The sequence below is a fragment of the Streptomyces sp. NBC_01276 genome (assembly GCF_041435355.1).
Classification (GTDB): domain Bacteria; phylum Actinomycetota; class Actinomycetes; order Streptomycetales; family Streptomycetaceae; genus Streptomyces.
In genome coordinates this window covers 4,955,159-4,973,673 of record NZ_CP108442.1, presented here as the reverse complement: position 1 = coordinate 4,973,673, position 18,515 = coordinate 4,955,159, and the positions used below count along the sequence as shown (strand labels likewise).

12 protein-coding genes and 1 pseudogene are annotated in these 18,515 nt (G+C 74.4%); 7 read left to right on the top strand and 6 right to left on the bottom strand.

Features of this window, described 5'->3' with window-relative positions:
- Window positions 1-3: 3 nt before the first annotated feature.
- The 4 genes and pseudogenes from OG295_RS22275 to speB all read right to left on the bottom strand — a co-directional run bounded on the left by OG295_RS22275 (window position 4) and on the right by speB (window position 7,044).
- Entirely contained in the window at window positions 4-3,783 is a 3,780-nt protein-coding gene (locus OG295_RS22275) for an ABC transporter ATP-binding protein (RefSeq protein WP_371678459.1), read from the bottom strand.
- Window positions 3,784-3,934: 151 nt separating this feature from the next.
- Window positions 3,935-4,141: pseudogene (locus tag OG295_RS22270) on the bottom strand (PIN domain-containing protein); the annotation flags it as partial.
- A 229-nt stretch (window positions 4,142-4,370) separates the two neighbouring features.
- Window positions 4,371-6,038, bottom strand: coding sequence for a thiamine pyrophosphate-binding protein (locus OG295_RS22265; RefSeq protein WP_371678458.1), 1,668 nt, complete (start codon window positions 6,036-6,038; stop codon window positions 4,371-4,373).
- Between the two features lie 40 nt (window positions 6,039-6,078).
- Window positions 6,079-7,044 (bottom strand): agmatinase, encoded by a 966-nt coding sequence (gene speB / locus OG295_RS22260; protein ID WP_266839139.1) that lies wholly within the window; start codon window positions 7,042-7,044, stop codon window positions 6,079-6,081.
- A 116-nt stretch (window positions 7,045-7,160) separates the two neighbouring features.
- Between speB and OG295_RS22255 the strand changes: the two genes are divergently transcribed.
- The 5 genes from OG295_RS22255 to OG295_RS22235 all read left to right on the top strand — a co-directional run bounded on the left by OG295_RS22255 (window position 7,161) and on the right by OG295_RS22235 (window position 13,275).
- Window positions 7,161-8,870, top strand: a complete 1,710-nt coding sequence (locus OG295_RS22255; RefSeq protein ID WP_371678457.1) for a PucR family transcriptional regulator — start codon at window positions 7,161-7,163, stop codon at window positions 8,868-8,870.
- Between the two features lie 40 nt (window positions 8,871-8,910).
- Window positions 8,911-9,966: an FUSC family protein gene (locus OG295_RS22250; protein ID WP_371678456.1), complete on the top strand. Its 1,056-nt coding sequence runs from the start codon at window positions 8,911-8,913 to the stop codon at window positions 9,964-9,966.
- 193 nt (window positions 9,967-10,159) lie between these two features.
- Window positions 10,160-11,317, top strand: coding sequence for an acyl-CoA dehydrogenase family protein (locus OG295_RS22245; protein ID WP_030229495.1), 1,158 nt, complete (start codon window positions 10,160-10,162; stop codon window positions 11,315-11,317).
- Between the two features lie 18 nt (window positions 11,318-11,335).
- The gene (locus OG295_RS22240; RefSeq protein ID WP_280915151.1) at window positions 11,336-12,214 is read left to right on the top strand and encodes an acyl-CoA thioesterase II; all 879 of its coding nucleotides are present in this window, start codon (window positions 11,336-11,338) and stop codon (window positions 12,212-12,214) included.
- Window positions 12,215-12,276: 62 nt separating this feature from the next.
- Window positions 12,277-13,275, top strand: coding sequence for a cation diffusion facilitator family transporter (locus OG295_RS22235; protein ID WP_371678455.1), 999 nt, complete (start codon window positions 12,277-12,279; stop codon window positions 13,273-13,275).
- 35 nt (window positions 13,276-13,310) lie between these two features.
- Here the strand turns inward: OG295_RS22235 and OG295_RS22230 are convergent, their stop codons facing one another.
- Both OG295_RS22230 and OG295_RS22225 read right to left on the bottom strand, forming a co-directional pair.
- Window positions 13,311-14,114, bottom strand: coding sequence for a phosphatase (locus tag OG295_RS22230; RefSeq protein WP_371678454.1), 804 nt, complete (start codon window positions 14,112-14,114; stop codon window positions 13,311-13,313).
- Window positions 14,115-14,170: 56 nt separating this feature from the next.
- Window positions 14,171-14,749: a TetR/AcrR family transcriptional regulator gene (locus tag OG295_RS22225; RefSeq protein ID WP_371678453.1), complete on the bottom strand. Its 579-nt coding sequence runs from the start codon at window positions 14,747-14,749 to the stop codon at window positions 14,171-14,173.
- A 100-nt stretch (window positions 14,750-14,849) separates the two neighbouring features.
- Here OG295_RS22225 and OG295_RS22220 point away from each other — a divergent pair, with 100 nt between their 5' ends.
- Complete coding sequence (locus OG295_RS22220; protein ID WP_266839147.1) at window positions 14,850-16,466, top strand: carboxyl transferase domain-containing protein; 1,617 nt, start codon at window positions 14,850-14,852, stop codon at window positions 16,464-16,466.
- A 26-nt stretch (window positions 16,467-16,492) separates the two neighbouring features.
- Window positions 16,493-18,514, top strand: coding sequence for a biotin carboxylase N-terminal domain-containing protein (locus OG295_RS22215; RefSeq protein WP_371678452.1), 2,022 nt, complete (start codon window positions 16,493-16,495; stop codon window positions 18,512-18,514).
- The last annotated feature ends 1 nt before the right edge of the window (window position 18,515 follow it).

Sequence of the window (18,515 nt, the reverse complement as noted above, 5' to 3'; positions counted from 1 at the left end):
CGCTCACGCGGCCGCCGCGGGCTCGTCCTCCCCGGCGAAGGTCCGCCACAGCTCGGCGTAGCGGCCGCCACGCGCCAGCAGTTCGAGGTGGCTGCCGTCCTCGACGACCCGGCCGCGGTCCATGACCACCACCCGGTCGGCGCGGGCGGCGGTGGTCAGCCGGTGCGCGACGACCAGGGTGGTGCGCTTGCCCGCGAGCCGGTCGGTGGCCTGGTTGACCTGCGCCTCGGTGGCCAGGTCCAGGGCGGCGGTGGCCTCGTCGAGGAGCAGCACGTCCGGGTCGACGAGCTCGGCGCGGGCCAGCGCGATCAGCTGGCGCTGGCCCGCCGAGAGGTTGCGGCCGCGCTCGGCGACGGCGTGCAGGTAGCCGCCGTCGAGGGTGGCGATCATGTCGTGGGCGCCGACCGCCCGGGCGGCGGCCTCCACTTCGGCGTCGCTCGCGCCGGTCCGCCCGTAGGCGATGGCGTCGCGGACCGTACCCGGGAAGAGGTAGGGCTCCTGGGGGACCACGCCGAGGCGGTGGCGGTACGCCGTCAGGTCCAGCTCCCGCAGGTCGGCGCCGTCGGCGGTGACCCGGCCGGAGGTCGGGTCGTAGAACCGGGCGACCATCTTGACCAGCGTGGACTTTCCGGCCCCGGTCTCGCCGACGAAGGCGACGGTCTGTCCGGCGGGTATCCGCAGGCTGATCCCGGCCAGCGCCTCGCCCGTCTCCCCGCGCTCCTCGGCGGTGCCGTAGCGGAAGCGCACGTCCTCGAAGGCGATCTCGCCGCGCAGCTTCGGCACGTCGACGGGGGCGGCGGGACGCGGGGTGGTGGTGGGCTCGCGCAGCAGCTCCTGGATCCGGCCGAGGGAGACGGTTGCCTGCTGGTACCCGTCGAAGACCTGGGAGAGCTGCTGGACCGGGGCGAAGAAGAGGTCGATGTACAGCAGGTACGCGACCAGCGCGCCGGTGGTGAGGGTGGCCGCCCCCACCCGGCCCGCGCCGACGATCAGCACGGCCGCGGCCGCGCCGGAGGACAGCAGCTGCACGAAGGGGAAGTAGACGGATATCAGCCACTGGCCGCGCACCCGGGCCTGGCGGTAGGAGTCGCTGCGCTCGGCGAAGCGGGCGGCGCCGGTGGACTGGCGGCGGAAGGCCTGCACGAGGCGGAGCCCGGCCACGGACTCCTGGAGGTCGGCGTTGACCACGCTGACCCGGTCGCGGGCGAGCTCGTAGGCGGCGACCGACTTGCGGCGGAAGACGACGGTGGCGAGGACCAGCACGGGCAGGGTGGCGAAGACGATCAGCGCGAGCTCGACGTCGAGGACGAGCAGGGCGACGAGGATCCCGAAGAAGGTGAGGACGGAGACCACGGCGGTGACGAGCCCGGTCTGCAGGAAGCTGGACAGGGAGTCCACGTCGGTGGTCATCCTGGTCATGATCTTGCCCGTGAGCTCGCGCTCGTAGTAGTCCAGACCGAGGCGCTGGAGCTGGGCGAAGATCTTGACGCGCAGGGCGTACAGGACGCGCTCGCCGGTGCGGCCCGTCATCCGGGTCTCGGCGAACTGGGCGGCCCACTGGCCGAGGACCAGCAGGAGGGCGAGGCCGGATGCCGCCCAGACGGCTCCGAGCGCGGCCTGCTCGACGCCCTGGTCGATGCCGTGCCGGATCAGGACGGGCAGCAGCAGTCCGGAGCCGGCGTCGAGGGTGACCAGGCCCAGGCTGATGGCGAGCGGCGCCCAGAAGCCGCGCAGCAGGCGGCGCAGGCCGTAGCTGTCCTCGGCGGCGGCGGCCCGGTCCTCGTCCACCGCCGGTTCGTCGGCGGCGGGCGGCAGGGCCGCCACCTGGGCGAGGAGTTCGGGGGTGGCGGGCATGCCGGGGGCCGCGGGGGTGGTGGCGGACCTGCCGCTCTCCTCGCGCCGCCACAGCTCGGGGGTGACCCCGTCCGCGACCCGGCGCTTGGCGTTGACCGGCTCGGAGTCGATCTCCGCTTCGAGTTCCAGGTCCCGCTCGATGTCCCGCTCGAACTCGGCCATCGCCGGCGCGTCGGGGGTGCGCGGGGAGGCGGCGCCGAGGGCGTCGGGGTCGGTCAGCAGCCTGCGGTACAGGTCGCAGCGGCGCTCCAGCTCCTCGTGGGTGCCGATGTCGGCGAGCCGCCCGTGGTCGAGTACGGCGATCCGGTCGGCCAGCGCGAGGGTGGAGCGGCGGTGGGCGATGAGGAGGGTGGTGCGGCCCGCCATGACGGCCCGGAGCGCCTCGTGGATCTCGTGCTCGACGCGGGCGTCGACGGCGGAGGTGGCGTCGTCGAGGAGGAGCAGCCGGGGGTCGGTGAGGATGGCGCGGGCGAGCGCGATGCGCTGGCGCTGGCCGCCGGAGAGGGTGAGGCCCTGTTCGCCGACACGGGTGTCGAACCCGGCGGCGAGGGCCTCGACGAAGCCCTCGGCCTGGGCGGCGCGGGCGGCGGCACGGACCTCCTCGTCGGAGGCGTCGGGGCGGCCGAAGGCGATGTTGGCGCGGATGGTGTCGGAGAAGAGGAAGGAGTCCTCGGGCACCAGGCCGATGGCGGCGCGCAGGGAGTCGTAGGTCAGCTCGCGGACGTCGTGGCCGCCGACGCGGACGGCGCCGTGGTCGGCGTCGTAGAAGCGGGGCAGGAGCAGGGCCACGGTCGACTTGCCGCTGCCGGAGGAGCCCACGACGGCGACGGTCTCGCCCTCGGCGATGGTGAGCGAGAACCCGTCGAGGACGGGCCGCTCGGGGTCGTAGCCGAAGCGGACGTCGTCGAACTCGACGGTGGCCGGGGCGTCGGCGGGCAGCTCGCGGGTGCCCTCGCGGATCACGGGCTCGGTGTCGATGAGCTCGAAGACCCGCTCGGCGCCGGCGCGGGCCTGCTGGGCGACGGTGAGGATCATGGCGAGCATGCGGACGGGGCCGACGAGCTGGGCGAGGTAGGTGGAGAAGGCGACGAAGGTGCCGAGGGTGACCTGTCCCCGGGTGGCCATCCAGCCGCCGAGGGCCAGCATCGCGACCTGCCCGAGGGCGGGAACGGCCTGGAGGGCGGGGGTGTAGCGGGAGTTGAGCCGGATGGCGCGCATCCGGCCGCCGAACAGCCTGCGGCCGGCCTCGCGGAGCTTGCCGGTCTCCTGCTCCTCCTGCCCGAAGCCCTTGACGACGCGGACTCCGGTCACGGCGCCGTCGACGACGGTGGCCACGGCGGCGGCCTGTGCCTGGGCGTACCAGGTGGCGGGGAAGAGCTTCTTGCGGCTGCGCTTGGCGATGAACCAGAGCGCGGGGGCCATCAGCAGGGCGACCAGGGTCAGCAGCGGGGACAGCCAGAGCATGACGCCGAGGGATATCCCGAAGAGGAGGAAGTTCCCGATGGTCATGGGGAGCATGAACAGCAGGCCCTGGATCAGCTGGAGGTCGCTGGTGGCCCGGCCGACGACCTGTCCGGTGGACAGCTCGTCCTGACGCCGCCCGTCGAGGCGGGCGATCGTGTCGTACATGTCGGTGCGCAGGTCGTGCTGGACGTCGAGGGCGAGGCGGCCGCCGTAGTACCTGCGTATGTAGGTCATGACGTACACGAGCAGGGCGGCGCCTATGAACAGGCCGGCCCAGGGGGCCATGTCCTCGGTCTTGTTCCCGACGACGTCGTCGATGATCACGCGGGTGACGAGCGGTACGAGGGCCATGACGGCCATGCCGGCCAGCGAGGACCCCAGCGCGAGCAGCACGTTGCGCCTGTACCGCCAGGTGTAGGCGGTCAGCCGCCTGCCCCAGCCCTGTTTCCCGCCGGCCGCCGTCACGTGATACCTCCCCGTAGGTCCTGTCCTGCCGCCACCCCAACGCTCCGACCGGCGGATTTCATCCCGCCGCAACAATCGCACGGCCGTACGGGGGCGGCGCGCGAGCTTGATCCGACCGGGTGTCGAGCGGGGCTCGGGGCAGCCCGGCGCGTCAGCGACCACCCACCCGGCGGGTGGGCTGCCCGGTGCTGCGCGCGATCGTCTCGAAATCGCGGTCGTGGTGCAGCAGGGTGAGACCCGTGAGTTCGGCGGTGGCCGCCACGAGCAGGTCGACCGCGCCCGCGCTGCGGTGCCCACCCCGGTCGGTGAGCAGCCGCTGCACGGCACGGGCGCGCACGTGGACGGTGTCGGGCATGGGCCGTCGATCAGGAAGGTCACATGACTCTTCGGCGGTATGCGCCCTTGTCCAGGAGGACGTCGAAGTCCCCCCTCGCGCCCATGTCCGCGAGCCGGTCGAGCGCGGCGAGCCGCTTGTGCCTGCGCGCGACTTCCTGGAGCGCCGCGTTGACGGCGTCCTTCTTGGACCTGGTGCCCAGTATGGCCGCCGCATATCGAGCATAGGGGTCACCGGAGCGGGGCAAAGGACCTCAGAGGTGGGTCGGGGCGAACATCTTCAGGGTGGCCGGGAGGACGACCACCGACGGGCCCGGGGTCTTGAGGGCCTGGGTGAGGTCCGCCCGGAGGGCTTCCGGGGTGGTGACCGTCGCCGGGACGCCGAAGGAGGCGGCCAGGGCGGCGAAGTCGGGACGGGTGAGGTCGGTGCCGGTGGCGCAGCCGTACTCGCGCAGGATGCCGTATCCGCCGTCGTCGACGATCAGCCAGGTGACGTCGAGGTCGTGCTGGCGGGCGGTGGCCAGGTCGGCGATCGAGTACATGGCGCCGCCGTCGCCCGACACCGCGAGGACCGGGGTGCCCGGCTCCGCGACGGCCGCTCCGAGGGCCGCCGGGAAGGCGTAGCCGAGGCCTCCGGCGCCCTGGGCGGAGTGCATGGTGTTCGGGTGCCCGGGGTCGAAGGCGGACCAGGCCCAGTAGGACAGGATCGTCATGTCCCAGAAGGACGGGGATCGGGGCGGGAGGGCCGCGCGGACCGAGGTCAGGATCTCCTGCTCCAGGGTGAGGTCCTGGGCGGCGAGGCGGTCCGAGACCGCGGCGAGCAGGGACGCGACCCGCTCCGGGGCACCCGGGTCCTCCCGGGGGGTCACCGTTTCCAGGAGGGCCTGGAGGGCGAGGCGGGCGTCGGCGTGGATACCGAGGGCGGGGTGGTTGGACTCCAGCTTGCCGAGGTCGGCCTCGATCTGGACGACCCGGCCCGTGGGGAAGAACGTGTGGTAGTTCGAGGAGAGTTCCCCGAGGCCGGAGCCGACGACCAGGACGACGTCCGCGTCCTCCAGGAAGTCCGTGGTGTGGCGGTCCTCCAGCCAGGACCGGAGGGACAGCGGGTGCGTCCAGGGGAAGGCGCCCTTGCCGCCGAAGGTGGTGACGACCGGGGCATTGAGCAGTTCCGCGAGCTGCCTGAGCTTGCCCGCCGCGTCCGCGCGGATCACTCCGCCGCCCGCGATGACCACCGGGCGGGAGGCGTGGGAGAGCCAGTGCGCGGCGAGGGCCGTGAGCTCGGGGCGCGGGGGCAGTTCGTGCGGGGTCGCGTCCATGCCCGTGACCTGCGGGATGACCGTTTCCGCGCGGAGCACGTCCTCCGGGATCTCCACCCACACCGGGCCGAACGGGACCGTGAGGGCCGATTCCCAGGCCGCCGCGATGACGGACGGGATCTGGGACGGGGTCCGGGCGGTGTGGACGGACTTGACCACGTCCCGGAAGGAGGCGGACTGGTCGCGCAGCTCGTGCAGGTGGCCCCGCCGGCCTCCGCCCAGGCCCGGGGACGGGACCTGGGAGGAGATCGCGAGGACGGGGGCGGAGGCCGCCGCCGCCTCGGCGAGGGCCGGCAGGGACATCAGGGCGCCCGGCCCCGTGGAGAGGAGCAGCGGAACGGCCTCGCCGGTGAGGCGGCCGTAGCCGTCGGCGGCGAAGCCCGCGTTGTTCTCCGTACGCAGGCCCACGAGACGCAGGTCGGAGCGGCCGACCGCGTCGAAGAGGGCGAGCGCGTGCTGGCCGGGGAGGCCGAAGACGGTGGTGGCGCCGAGTCCGCGCAGCGTTTCCACGACCAGGTCCCCGCCCGTGCGGCCCGGTGGCGGCGCGAGTGCGGCCGCCGTCTGGGCCTCGGTGGGGCGGAGTACCAGGTCGTGGTCGTGCGTCACGGTGCTTCTTCGCCCTTCGCCGTTCGCCGCCGCGTCGTGCTCAGCGACCCTGCCGGGCGGCAGCGATCTGACGGCTCATGATCGTGGTGAGCTCGTACGCGGTGTGCGAGGCCGCGACCGAGGTGATCTCCGCGTGATCGTACGCCGGGGCGACCTCCACGACGTCGGCGGAAACGAGGTTGCAGGAGGACAGACCCCGGATGATCTCCAGGAGCTCGCGGGAGGTCATGCCGCCCGCCTCGGGGGTGCCGGTGCCGGGCGCGTGGGCCGGGTCGAGCACGTCGATGTCGATGGAGATGTAGAGGGGACGGTCGCCGATGCGCTGGCGCAGCTGGTCGGCGACCTCGTCGGCGCCGCGGCGGTAGACGTCCGCCGAGGTGACGATGCCGAAGCCCATCTTGGCGTCGTCGTCCAGGTCCTGCTTGCCGTACAGCGGGCCGCGGGTGCCGACGTGGGACAGCGCCTCGGTGTCGAGGATGCCCTCCTCGACGGCGCGGCGGAACGGGGTGCCGTGCGTGTACTCGGCGCCGAAGTAGGTGTCCCAGGTGTCCAGGTGGGCGTCGAAGTGGAGCAGGGCGACCGGGCCGTGCTTCTTCGCGACGGAGCGCAGCAGCGGGAGGGCGATGGTGTGGTCGCCGCCGAGGGTCATCAGGCGGGAGCCGTTGCCGAGGAGCTCGTCGGCGGCGGCCTCGACCGTCTCGACGGCCTCGTTGATGTTGAAGGGGTTCACCGCGATGTCACCGGCGTCCGCGACCTGCGCGAGGGCGAAGGGGGAGGCGTCCTGGGCCGGGTTGTACGGGCGCAGGAGGCGGGAGGCCTCGCGGATGGCGTTGCCGCCGAAGCGGGCGCCGGGGCGGTAGGAGACACCGGAGTCGAAGGGCACGCCGACGACGGCGACGTCGGCGGAGCCGACCTCGTCGAGGCGGGGCAGCCGGGCGAAGGTCGCCGGGCCCGCGTAGCGCGGGATGCGGGAGGAGTCGACGGGGCCGCGCGGCTGCGTGCTCATGGGGGGTGCCCTTCTGGTGGTCCTACGGGTGCGGTCCTTCGAGCGTAAGCGGGCGCCGATGGGGCGCGAAGTGTACGTTTCATCCACTGTTCGGCACCGATATGTACGGAGTAGCCATGGAGGCCCCGCTCACCCCGCCGGTTCCGCTGGCCGCCCTGACCGCCGACCGGGAGCTGGGGCTGCGGCTCCTCGCGGGGCCCGCCGGCGCGGACGTGTACGGGGTGCACGCCTCGGAGATGGCCGACCCGTCGCCCTACCTGCTGGGCGGCGAGCTCCTCCTGACGGCCGGGGCGGGGCTCGCGGGCGCGGCGGGCGCGGGAGCGGCTCCGGCGGGCGCGGCTCCGGCGGGCGCGGCTCCGGCGGGAGCGGCTCCCGCGGATCCCGCGGAGTACGTGGCGCGGCTGGTCCGGGCCGGCGTGGGCGCGGTCGGGTTCGGGGTCACCCCGGTGCACGAGACGGTGCCGCCGGCCCTCGCCGAGGCCTGCGAGCGGTACGGACTGCCGCTGGTGGAGGTCCCGCCGGGCACCCCCTTCACGGCGGTCGGCCGGGCGGTCTGGCGGCTGATGGCCGAGGCCCGGACCCGGGAACTGCGCCGGGTGACCGACGCGCAGCAGTCCCTGGCGTCGGCCGCCGCCCGCCCCCACCCGGTGGCGGCGGTCCTGTCCCGCCTGGCGGCCAGCCTGAACGGCTGGGCGGCACTGCTGACCCCGCCGCCGGGAGCGGGAACGGGGCCGGCCCCGGCGGAGTCCGCCCCCGCGGGCGGCCCGGCCGGGACCGGCGCCGGCGGGAGCCGGGACACGACCGGCGGAGCCGGTGCGACGGCCGGGGCGACGGTCGGCGCCGGCCCCGGCTCGGGGGCGGGCCCGGGCGGGGCCCGTACGGCCGGACTGCCCGTCCCCGGTGGGGCGGCCGGCGGCGGGTTCCGGCCGTACGGGGCGACGGTGGACGCCGGGGCGCCGCCGGGGGAGGACGCGCTCGGGGCGCTCGGCGCGCTGGCCGCGCGGGTGGCGGCCGGGGGTGTGGCGACGGCCACCGACACCCTCGGCGGCACGCACCTGGCGGCGTACGCCGTCGGCGGCGGCCGGGTGCTCGCGCTCGCCACCCCCGCCCGGGCCCCGGGCGACCACACCATCGCCTCCGTCGCCGCCGTGCTGCTCACCCTGCTCACCGCGAGCCGCCCGGCGGGGGACGAGGCCGCCTCCCTGACCCGGCTCCTGCTGGACGGCGATCCGGCCGGGGCGCTCTCGCCCGGGCCCTGGTACGCCGTGCACGCCCGGGGCGGCGGGGATCCGCGGGCGCTGGCCGCCGCGCTGGGCACCGTACTGCTGGACCCGCGCGGGGACGGCGTACGGCTGCTGACCGACCGGGAGCCCGCCCCCCAGCCCGGCTGGCGGCTCGGGGTGAGCGCCCCCGCCGCGCCCGCCGGGCTGGGCACGGCCGGGGCCCAGGCGCGCCGGGCACTGCAGCGCGCGGAGGCGGCCCGGACCCCGCTGGCCCGGCACGCCGAGCCGGGTCTCGCGGGTCTGGTCGGCGAGGCCGAGGCGCGGGCGCACGCCGAGGCCCTGCTCGGCCCCCTCTCCCCCGCCCTGCGGGACACCCTCCGGGGCTGGCTCGCGCACCACGGCAGCTGGGACCGCACCGCGGCCGCCCTCGGCGTCCACCGCAACACCGTCCGCCAGCGCATCGCCCGCGCCGCCGGGCTGCTGGGCGTCGACCCGGACGACCCCGACACCCGGATGGAGCTGTGGTTCGCCCTGCGCTGGGAACCCGGGCCGAAGACCCATGCCGAACCCCCGGCCGGACCCCCGCCCGGCGGGGACGGCTGACCGCAGGGCCGCCGCCCCACCGCGCCCTACGATGTCCGGCATGCACGACATGTTCCGCATGTTCCGCATGTCCAGACCGGTGCGCGGCAGCGGCCACGGCAACGGCCGCGCCTCCGGCGGGCGCCTCGCGTCGGCGGCCCGGCTGCTCGTGTGTGCCGCCCTGCCCTGGTACGCGTGCGTGTGGCTCGGCACGAGCACGGCCCCGGTGGCGGCCGCGCTGCCCGCCGTCCTGATCCTGCGCGGGGACGTGTTCGCGGCGCCCCGGCTGGCCCTGGAGCGCCTGGCCGGGGTGGCCGTCGGGGTACTGCTGAGCGTGGCGGTCCTGCACTGGCTGCCCACGGGCCCGCTGTCGTTCCCGGTACTCCTGGTGTGCGCCTGCGCCGGGACGTACCTGCTGCGCCACGGGGGCTCCCCCAACCAGCAGGTGCTCATCACCGCCCTGGTGATCTACTCCACGCCGGTGCCCGGGTACCCCCTGGCCCGGCTGATGGAGAGCGCGATCGGCATCGCCGTCGTGGCGCTCCTCGGCCCGCTGCTCTGGCCGCCGGACCCGTACCGGGAGACGGCGCGCGGCCTGGAGGAGTACCGCACCGGCCTCGCCGACCGCCTCGCGCGGACCGCCGCCCGCGCCTCCGCCCCCGCTCCGGCCGGCGCCCCCTCCCCCGCCCCCGTGGCCGCCTTCGCCCTGTGGCACCGCCCGTACGAACTGTCCGCCGCGCTGGAGCACGGGACCGGGCGGCTGTTGCTGCTGCCGCCGCGACGGGATGCGGCCGACGAGGCGGGCCCGCTGTGGCCGCGCCTGCGGCTGGCGGCGCGGACTGCCCCGGCCCTGCAGTTCCTCACGCGGGAGGTGGAGACCCGGCCCGCCGCCGACGACGCGTCGGCGCGCGCCATGGCCCCGCTGATCGAGGCGACCGGCCGGGCGCTGGACGAGGCCCTGCGGGGCGGTCCCTGCGCGGACCGGCTGCGCCTGGCCCGGGAGCTCGAAGCCGCGCACCGGGCCGCTCACCCCGGCGCGCGTGACGCCGTGCTGCGCGCCGGGATCCACCTCACCCAGCAGGTGCTGGCCGAGCACCTCGGCCCCGCCGCGGACTGAGCGCGCCGGTCCGGCCCGCCCAGCGCGCCCCGTGCACGGCAGCGTGCTGCTCCTCACTCTGGACAGGGAGAACAACCCGCCGGTAACTTAATCTGAGCAAGCGCTTAGGCATTTCACCATTCGAGCAACCACGACGGCGCACGACCACCCCCGCGAGAGCGGGCGGCGGTTCAGCCGCAGAGAGGGGCCGGCTGTGCGCCGTACCGTTTTCGACGAGGACCACGAGGCGTTCCGCGAGACCATCCGCGCCTTCATCGAGGCCGAGGTCGTCCCCGTCTACGACGAGTGGTTCCAGGCCGGCCAGGCCCCGCGCGACTTCTACTACAAGCTCGGCGAGCTGGGCGTCTTCGGGATCAACGTCCCCGAGGAGTTCGGCGGCGCGGGCCTGGACACCCACAAGTTCGAGGCCGTCCTGTACGAGGAGACCTCGCGCGCCGGCGTGAACTTCGGCGGCTCCGGCGTGCACGTGCTGCTCGCCCTGCCCTACATCAAGATGCTCGCCACCGACGAGCAGAAGAAGCGCTACCTGCCGAAGTTCGTCTCCGGCGAGGAGATGTGGGCCCTCGCGATGACCGAGCCGGGCACCGGCTCCGACGTCGCGGGCATGAAGACCACCGCCAAGCTCTCCGAGGACGGCACGCACTACGTCCTCAACGGCTCCAAGACCTTCATCACCGGTGGCGTCCACGCCGACCGCGTGATCGTCTGCGCCCGCACCTCCGCCCCGGGCGAGCAGGACCGCCGCTTCGGCATCTCCCTCTTCGCCGTGGACACCAAGTCCGAGGGCTACTCCATCGGCCGCAAGCTGGACAAGCTGGGCCTGCGCACCTCCGACACCGCCGAGCTGGCGTTCGTCGACGTGAAGGTGCCGGTCGAGGACCTGCTCGGCGAGGAGAACAAGGGCTTCTACTACCTGGGCGCGAACCTTCCCTCCGAGCGCTGGGGCATCGCCTTCGGCGCGTACGCGCAGGCCAAGGCCGCCGTCCGGTTCGCCCAGCAGTACGTGACCGACCGCACGGTCTTCGGCAAGCCGGTCGCGCACTTCCAGAACACCAAGTTCGAACTGGCCTCCTGCCAGGCCGAGGTGGACGCCGCCGAGGCGGTCGCCGACCGCGCCCTGGAGGCCCTGGACGCCGGCGAGCTGACCGCCGCCGAGGCCGCCTCCGCGAAGCTGTTCTGCACCGAGGTCGCGCACCGCGTCATCGACAAGTGCCTCCAGCTGCACGGCGGCTACGGCTACATGAACGAGTACCCGATCGCCCGTCTGTACGCCGACAACCGCGTGAACCGCATCTACGGCGGCACCAGCGAGGTCATGAAGTCGATCATCGCCAAGTCGATGGGTCTGTAAGGGTCCTACCCTTCCCCCATGAACGAGGCACTGACGACTCTCCTCGATCTGCTCGACCTTGAGCGGATCGAGGAGAACATCTTCCGCGGTACCAGCCGTTCGGCGCTGGTACCGCGCGTCTTCGGCGGTCAGGTCGCGGCCCAGGCACTGGTCGCGGCCGGGCGCACCGTCCCCGAGGACCGCACGGCGCACTCGCTGCACTCGTACTTCCTGCGCGCCGGGGACCCCGGCGCGCCCATCGTCTACTCCGTGGACCGGATCCGCGACGGGCGCTCCTTCACCACGCGCCGGGTCGTCGCCGTCCAGCACGGGCAGCCGATCTTCCACCTCTCGGCGTCGTTCCAGACGTACGAGGAGGGCCTCGACCACCAGGCCGTCATGCCCTCCGCCCCGGATCCGGAGACCCTGCCGACCGCGGAGGAGTCCCTGCCCGCGTACCGGGAGACCTTCCGGGACCCGGGCACGGTGGAGCGGCTGATCGACGCGCGGGCCGCCGTGGACCTGCGGTACGCGACGACCCCGCCGTGGGGCAGCGTCGGCGAGCCGGTCGAGCCCCGCTCCCAGGTGTGGTTCCGTACGGCCGGCAAGCTGGAGGGAGCCGATCCGCTCCTGCACACCTGCCTGGCCACTTACGTCTCGGACATGACCCTGCTGGACTCGGTGCTGCTCGCGCACGGCCGGGGCGGCTGGGCGGTCGGCGACGTGGTCGGCGCCTCGCTGGACCACGCCATGTGGTTCCACCGGCCCTTCCGTGCCGACGAGTGGCTCCTGTACGACCAGGAGTCCCCCTCGGCCGCGGCCGGCCGGGGCCTGGGCCAGGCCCGCATCTGGACCCAGGACGGCCGTCTCGCGGTGACCGTCATCCAGGAGGGCGTCGTCCGCGTACCGCGGGCCTGACGTATTCGGCGGGGCGGGTGTCACTGGGCATCCGGCCCGCGTCGCGGACATAACGTCACCCCATGTCCGAAGAATCCGAAAGCGCCGGCCCCGTCGTCGTCGCCACCGCCACCCACCTCGGGATCGCGGTGGCCAAGGCGGTCGGCGGAGTCGTCAGCGGGTCCAGCGCGATGTTCTCCGAAGCCGCGCACTCGGTGGCCGACACGGTGACGGAACTGCTGCTGCCGACCGCCCTCAAGCGGGGCGCCCGGCCCGCCGACGAGGCGCATCCGCGGGGGTACGGGTCCGAGCGTTGCGGCCGGGCGCTGCTCGCCTCGGTCGCGACCTTCGCCGGCGGCGCGGTCTTCGCCTTCTACGACGGCGTCCGCACCCTCGCGCACGGGGAGGAGCCGGGCGACCCGACGGTCTCGTACGTCGTCCTCGCCGTCGCCTTCCTGCTGGAGGGCTGCTCGCTGTTGACGGCCCGGCGGCGGATGACGGGGGAGGCGGAGCGGATGCGGGCGCCGCTGGGCCCGTACGTGGAGCACACGCCGGACACGGCGGTGAAGGCCGTCCCGCTGGAGAAGGTGGCCGCGCCGATCGGGCTCGTACTGGCGGCGGGCGGCCTGCTGGGGGCGCAGCTGACGGGATCCGGGGCGTACGACGGCGTGGCCTCGCTGCTGATCGGCGCCCTGCTGGTGGCGGTGGCCTGGGAGCTGGGGCGCTCGAACGCGCGGTACCTGATCGGGCGCCCGCTGCCCGCCGGGATGCGGGAGGAGGTCCGCGAGGAGCTGCTGACGGTGCCGCACATCGAGGGGGTGCTGGAGCTGACGACCCTGGTGCAGGGCCCGGACGAGGTGCTGATCGCCGCGAAGATCGACTTCCATGACCTGGCGTCGGCCCGCCAGGTGGAGGCGGCCTGCGAGGACGCCGAGGACCAGCTCCGCGAGCGCTTCCCGGCGATCCGCCACGTCTACCTCGACCCGACGCCCTGGCCGGCGGCCGGGCGTGCGCCGGCGCCGCCTCCGGGCCGGACGGGCCCGGCCTGGCCGGGCGGCCCGACCGGCCCGGCCGTGCCCTGACCGGCCGGGCCCTGACCGGCCGGGCGGCGGCGGGGTCAGGCGGTGAGGCCCGCCGCCGCGAGGAGGTAGGCGACCATCGGGTCGTAGTAGCGGGGGTCGCGGACGTGGTCGTCCAGCGGGACCGCCACCTGGAGGGTGCCCTCCGCCTCGGCGAGGAAGAGCGCCGGGTCGTTGCAGTCCGCGTACCCGACGGCGTCGAGCCCGCGCTGCGCCGCGCAGCCCGCCCAGCCGTGGTCGGCGACGACCAGGTCCGGCTGCGGGCGGCCCTCCGCCGTGAGGCCGTCCAGGATCGCGGCCATCGGCGCCGGGGAGTGGGTGTGCCACAGCGTGGCCCCGCGCTCCAGCACGGCGATGTCCGCGAACTGCCACACCGACCCCTCGTCGGCGGTCAGCCCCTGCGGGATCCGGACGATCTCGCAGCCCGCGGCGCGCAGGGCGTCGGCGGTGGCGCGGTGGACGTCGAGCAGCCCGCCCGGGTGCCCGGTGGCCAGCAGCACGCGCTGGCGGTCGGAGGCGGCCTTGCGCAGCCGGGCGGCCAGCCGGTCCAGGCCCGCGACCGTCAGCTCCGGGTCGATGGTGTCCTGGCCGTGCCGGTGCTCGGGGTCGTCGACGACCCCGCACCGCTCCGCCATGACGGCCAGGACGTCCTGTTCGTCCGTCCAGCGGTCGCCGAGCTCCAGGCCCAGCCAGTAGTGGCGGTCGCCGTTGGCGAGCTTGCGGTAGTGGCTCAGGTTGTTCTCGCGCGGGGTGGCCACCTCCCCCGCGATCCGCGTACGGACGAGGTGTTCGACGAGTTCGGCGCGGCTGGGTACGGGCGTCTCTATCGGCATGCGGCCCATTCTGCCGTCGCTCGGCCGGAGCCGTCCGTTCCGCCTCGGCCGCCGGAACGTCCGCCTCACCCCGACAGCGCTCCGAAGGCGCCGTCGGCGAGCCTGCGCAGCAGCGACTCGGTCGCGTCCCGGCCGAGGACCGCCAGATGCGGGGTGGAGTTCAGCAGCCCGAAGACCGCGTGCACGCAGACCCGTACCTCCGTCTCGCCGACCTGGGGGTGCAGCTCCCGTACGACGGCCACCCACAGTTCGACGTACTGGCGCTGGAGCTGGCGCACCAGCTTGCGGTCCGCCTCGCGCAGCCGGTCCAGCTCCCGGTCGTGGAGGGTGATCAGCGCCCGGTCGTCCAGCGCGAAGTCGATGTGGCCCTCGACGAGGGAGGTCAGCACCTCGCGCGGGTTCGCGCCGGCCTCCTCGACCCGCCGCCGGCCGCCCGTCAGCAGCCGCTCGCTGATGCCGACCAGCAGCTCGGCCAGCATGGCGTCCTTGCCGGCGAAGTGGCGGTACAGACCGGGGCCGCTGATACCGACCGCTGCCCCTATCTCGTCCACTCCCACGCCGTGGAACCCGCGCTCCGCGAAGAGCCGAGCGGCCTCACGGAGGATCTGCTCGCGACGGGTGGGGGCGGCGGCTCTGGTGCTCATGGGAATCCATTCTAGACAGGGCCGTTAGCGCTCGTTAACCTGGGCGCATACGCGTTAACGGTCATTAACAAAGCGTGCACCGAGCAAGGGAGCTCGACCGATGCAGCAGGCACCAGTGCTGACGAGCGCCGCGGACCCGGCGTCCGAGGCCTGGCGGACCAATGAGGCCGCCCACCGCGAGCTCGCCGAGGGCCTCCGCGCCCGGCTCGACGCGGCCCGGCTCGGCGGCGGGGAGAAGGCCCGCGCCCGCCACACCGCCCGCGGGAAGCTGCTTCCCCGCGACCGCGTGGACGCCCTCCTGGACCCCGGGTCCCCCTTCCTGGAGCTGGCCCCGCTGGCCGCCGAGGGGATGTACGGGGGCGCCGCGCCGGCCGCGGGCGTGATCGCGGGCATCGGCCGGGTCAGCGGCCGTGAGTGCGTGATCGTCGCCAACGACGCCACCGTCAAGGGCGGCACGTACTACCCGATGACCGTCAAGAAGCACCTGCGGGCCCAGGAAGTGGCCCTGGAGAATCGTCTCCCCTGTCTCTACCTGGTCGACTCCGGCGGCGCCTTCCTGCCCATGCAGGACGAGGTCTTCCCCGACCGCGAGCACTTCGGCCGCATCTTCTACAACCAGGCCCGCATGTCGGGGGCCGGCATCCCGCAGATCGCCGCGGTCCTCGGCTCCTGCACGGCGGGCGGCGCGTACGTCCCGGCCATGAGCGACGAGGCCGTCATCGTGCGCGGCCAGGGCACGATCTTCCTCGGTGGCCCGCCGCTGGTGAAGGCCGCCACCGGAGAGGTCGTCACGGCCGAGGAACTGGGCGGCGGCGAGGTCCACTCCCGCGTCTCGGGAGTGACCGACCACCTCGCCGAGGACGACGCGCACGCGCTGCGGATCGTACGGAACATCGTGGCGACCCTGCCCGACCGCGGGGCCCTGCCCTGGTCGGTCGAGGCGCCCGAGGAGCCCAAGGTCGACCCGTCCGGGCTCTACGGCGCGGTCCCCGTCGACTCCCGGACCCCCTACGACGCCCGCGAGGTCATCTCCCGGATCGTCGACGGCTCCCGCTTCCAGGAGTTCAAGTCCGAGTTCGGCCAGACCCTGGTGACCGGCTTCGCCCGGATCCACGGCCACCCGGTCGGGATCATCGCCAACAACGGCATCCTCTTCTCCGAGTCCGCGCAGAAGGGCGCCCACTTCATCGAGCTGTGCGACCAGCGCGGCATCCCCCTCCTCTTCCTCCAGAACATCTCCGGCTTCATGGTCGGCCGGGACTACGAGGCGGGAGGCATCGCCAAGCACGGCGCCAAGATGGTCACGGCCGTGGCCTGCGCCCGGGTCCCCAAGCTCACGGTGGTCGTCGGCGGCAGCTACGGCGCGGGCAACTACTCGATGTGCGGACGGGCCTACAGCCCCCGCTTCCTGTGGATGTGGCCCAATGCCAAGATCTCCGTGATGGGCGGGGAGCAGGCCGCCTCCGTCCTGGCCACGGTCAAGCGCGACCAGATCGAGGGCGCGGGCCAGGAGTGGCCCGCCGAGGACGAAGAGGCCTTCAAGGCCCCGGTCCGCGCCCAGTACGAGGAACAGGGCAACGCCTACTACGCCACCGCCCGGCTGTGGGACGACGGGGTCATCGACCCGATGGAGACCCGGCAGGTGCTGGGACTGGCCCTGACCGCGTGCGCGAACGCCCCGCTGGGCGACCCCGCTTTCGGCATCTTCCGTATGTGACGTGATGTGACGTGAGGACCTCTTCGATGTTCAGCACTGTTCTGGTCGCGAACCGGGGCGAGATCGCGGTACGGGTCATCCGCACGCTGCGGCAGCTCGGCATCCGCTCCGTGGCCGTCTTCAGCGACGCCGACGCGGACGCCCGGCACGTACGGGAGGCCGACACGGCCGTCCGGATCGGCCCGGCGGCCGCCGCCGAGAGCTACCTGTCGGTGGAGCGGCTCCTGGACGCCGCCCGCCGCACCGGCGCCGAGGCCGTCCACCCCGGCTACGGCTTCCTCGCGGAGAACGCCGGCTTCGCCCGGGCCTGCGCCGACGCCGGGCTGGCCTTCATCGGCCCGCCCGCGAGCGCCATCTCCCTGATGGGCGACAAGATCCGGGCCAAGGAGACGGTGAAGGCGGCGGGCGTGCCCGTGGTCCCCGGCTCCTCCGGAAGCGGTCTCACCGACGCCGAGCTGGTCTCCGCGGCCGAGGCCATCGGCATGCCCGTCCTGCTGAAGCCCTCCGCGGGCGGCGGCGGCAAGGGCATGCGGCTGGTCCGCGACGCGGCCGTGCTGGCCGAGGAGATCGCGGCCGCCCGCCGCGAGGCGAAGTCCTCCTTCGGCGACGACACCCTGCTCGTCGAGCGGTGGGTCGACCGGCCCCGGCACATCGAGATCCAGGTGCTGGCCGACGCGCACGGCAACGTGGTCCACCTCGGCGAGCGCGAGTGCTCCCTCCAGCGGCGCCACCAGAAGGTCATCGAGGAGGCGCCCTCGGTCCTGCTCGACGAGGAGGTCCGCGCGGCGATGGGCGCCGCGGCCGTGGAGGCGGCCCGCAGTTGCGGGTACGTCGGCGCGGGCACCGTGGAGTTCATCGTGCCGGGCGGGGACCCGTCCTCGTACTACTTCATGGAGATGAACACCCGCCTCCAGGTCGAGCACCCGGTGACCGAGCTGATCACGGGCCTGGACCTGGTGGAGCAGCAGCTGCGGGTGGCGGCGGGGGCTCCCCTCGGGTTCGGGCAGGCGGACGTGCGGCTGACCGGCCACGCCATCGAGGCCCGCGTCTGCGCCGAGGACCCGGCCCGCGGCTTCCTGCCGTCCGGCGGTACGGTCCTGGCCCTGTCGGAGCCGGAGGGCGGGGCGGTGCGCACCGACTCCGGGCTGACGGCCGGCGTGGACACCGGCTCCACGTACGACCCGATGCTGTCGAAGGTCATCGCGTACGGACCCGACCGGGCCTCGGCCCTGCGCTCCCTGCGGGCGGCCCTGGCCGACACCGTGATCCTGGGCGTCCAGACCAACACCGGCTTCCTGCGCAGGCTCCTGGCCCACCCGGACGTGGTCAGCGGGGACCTGGACACGGGCCTGGTGGAACGCGACCTGCAGGCCCTGCTCCCGGAGGGGGTCCCGGCCGAGGTGTACGCGGCGGCCGCGCTGCTGGCGGCGGCCCCGCCCGCCCGGCCGCAGGGCTGGGCCGACCCGTTCGACGCCGCCGACGGCTGGCGCCTGGGCGGGACCCCGGCGTGGACGGTGCACCACTTCCGCCTCCCCGGCCGGGACCCGGTGGAGGTCCGCACCCGCCCGTCCGGCCCCGGTACGGAGCTGCTGCTCGCCCCGGACGGCGACGGCGTCGCCGCCTCCGCCGCGGGCCGGGTCGTGGCGCGCACCGGCGACCTCGTCACCGTCGAACTGGACGGCGTCACGCACCGGTTCAGCCACGCCGCCTCCTCGGAGGGGACCTGGCTCGGCCGCGACGGCGACGCCTGGCACGTGCAGCGGCACGACCCCGTCGCCGCCCTGCTCGGCGGGGCCGGACGGACCGGCGCCGACACCCTCGCCGCGCCGATGCCCGGCACCGTCACCGTCGTCAAGGTGGCCGTCGGGGACAAGGTGGCGGCGGGCCAGAGCCTGCTGGTCGTCGAGGCGATGAAGATGGAGCACGTCATCTCCGCCCCGCACGCCGGCACCGTCACCGAACTCGACGTCACCCCGGGCACCACCGTCGCCATGGACCAGGTCCTGGCGGTCGTGACCCCGGACGGGGAAGAGGAGGGGGACCGGTGAA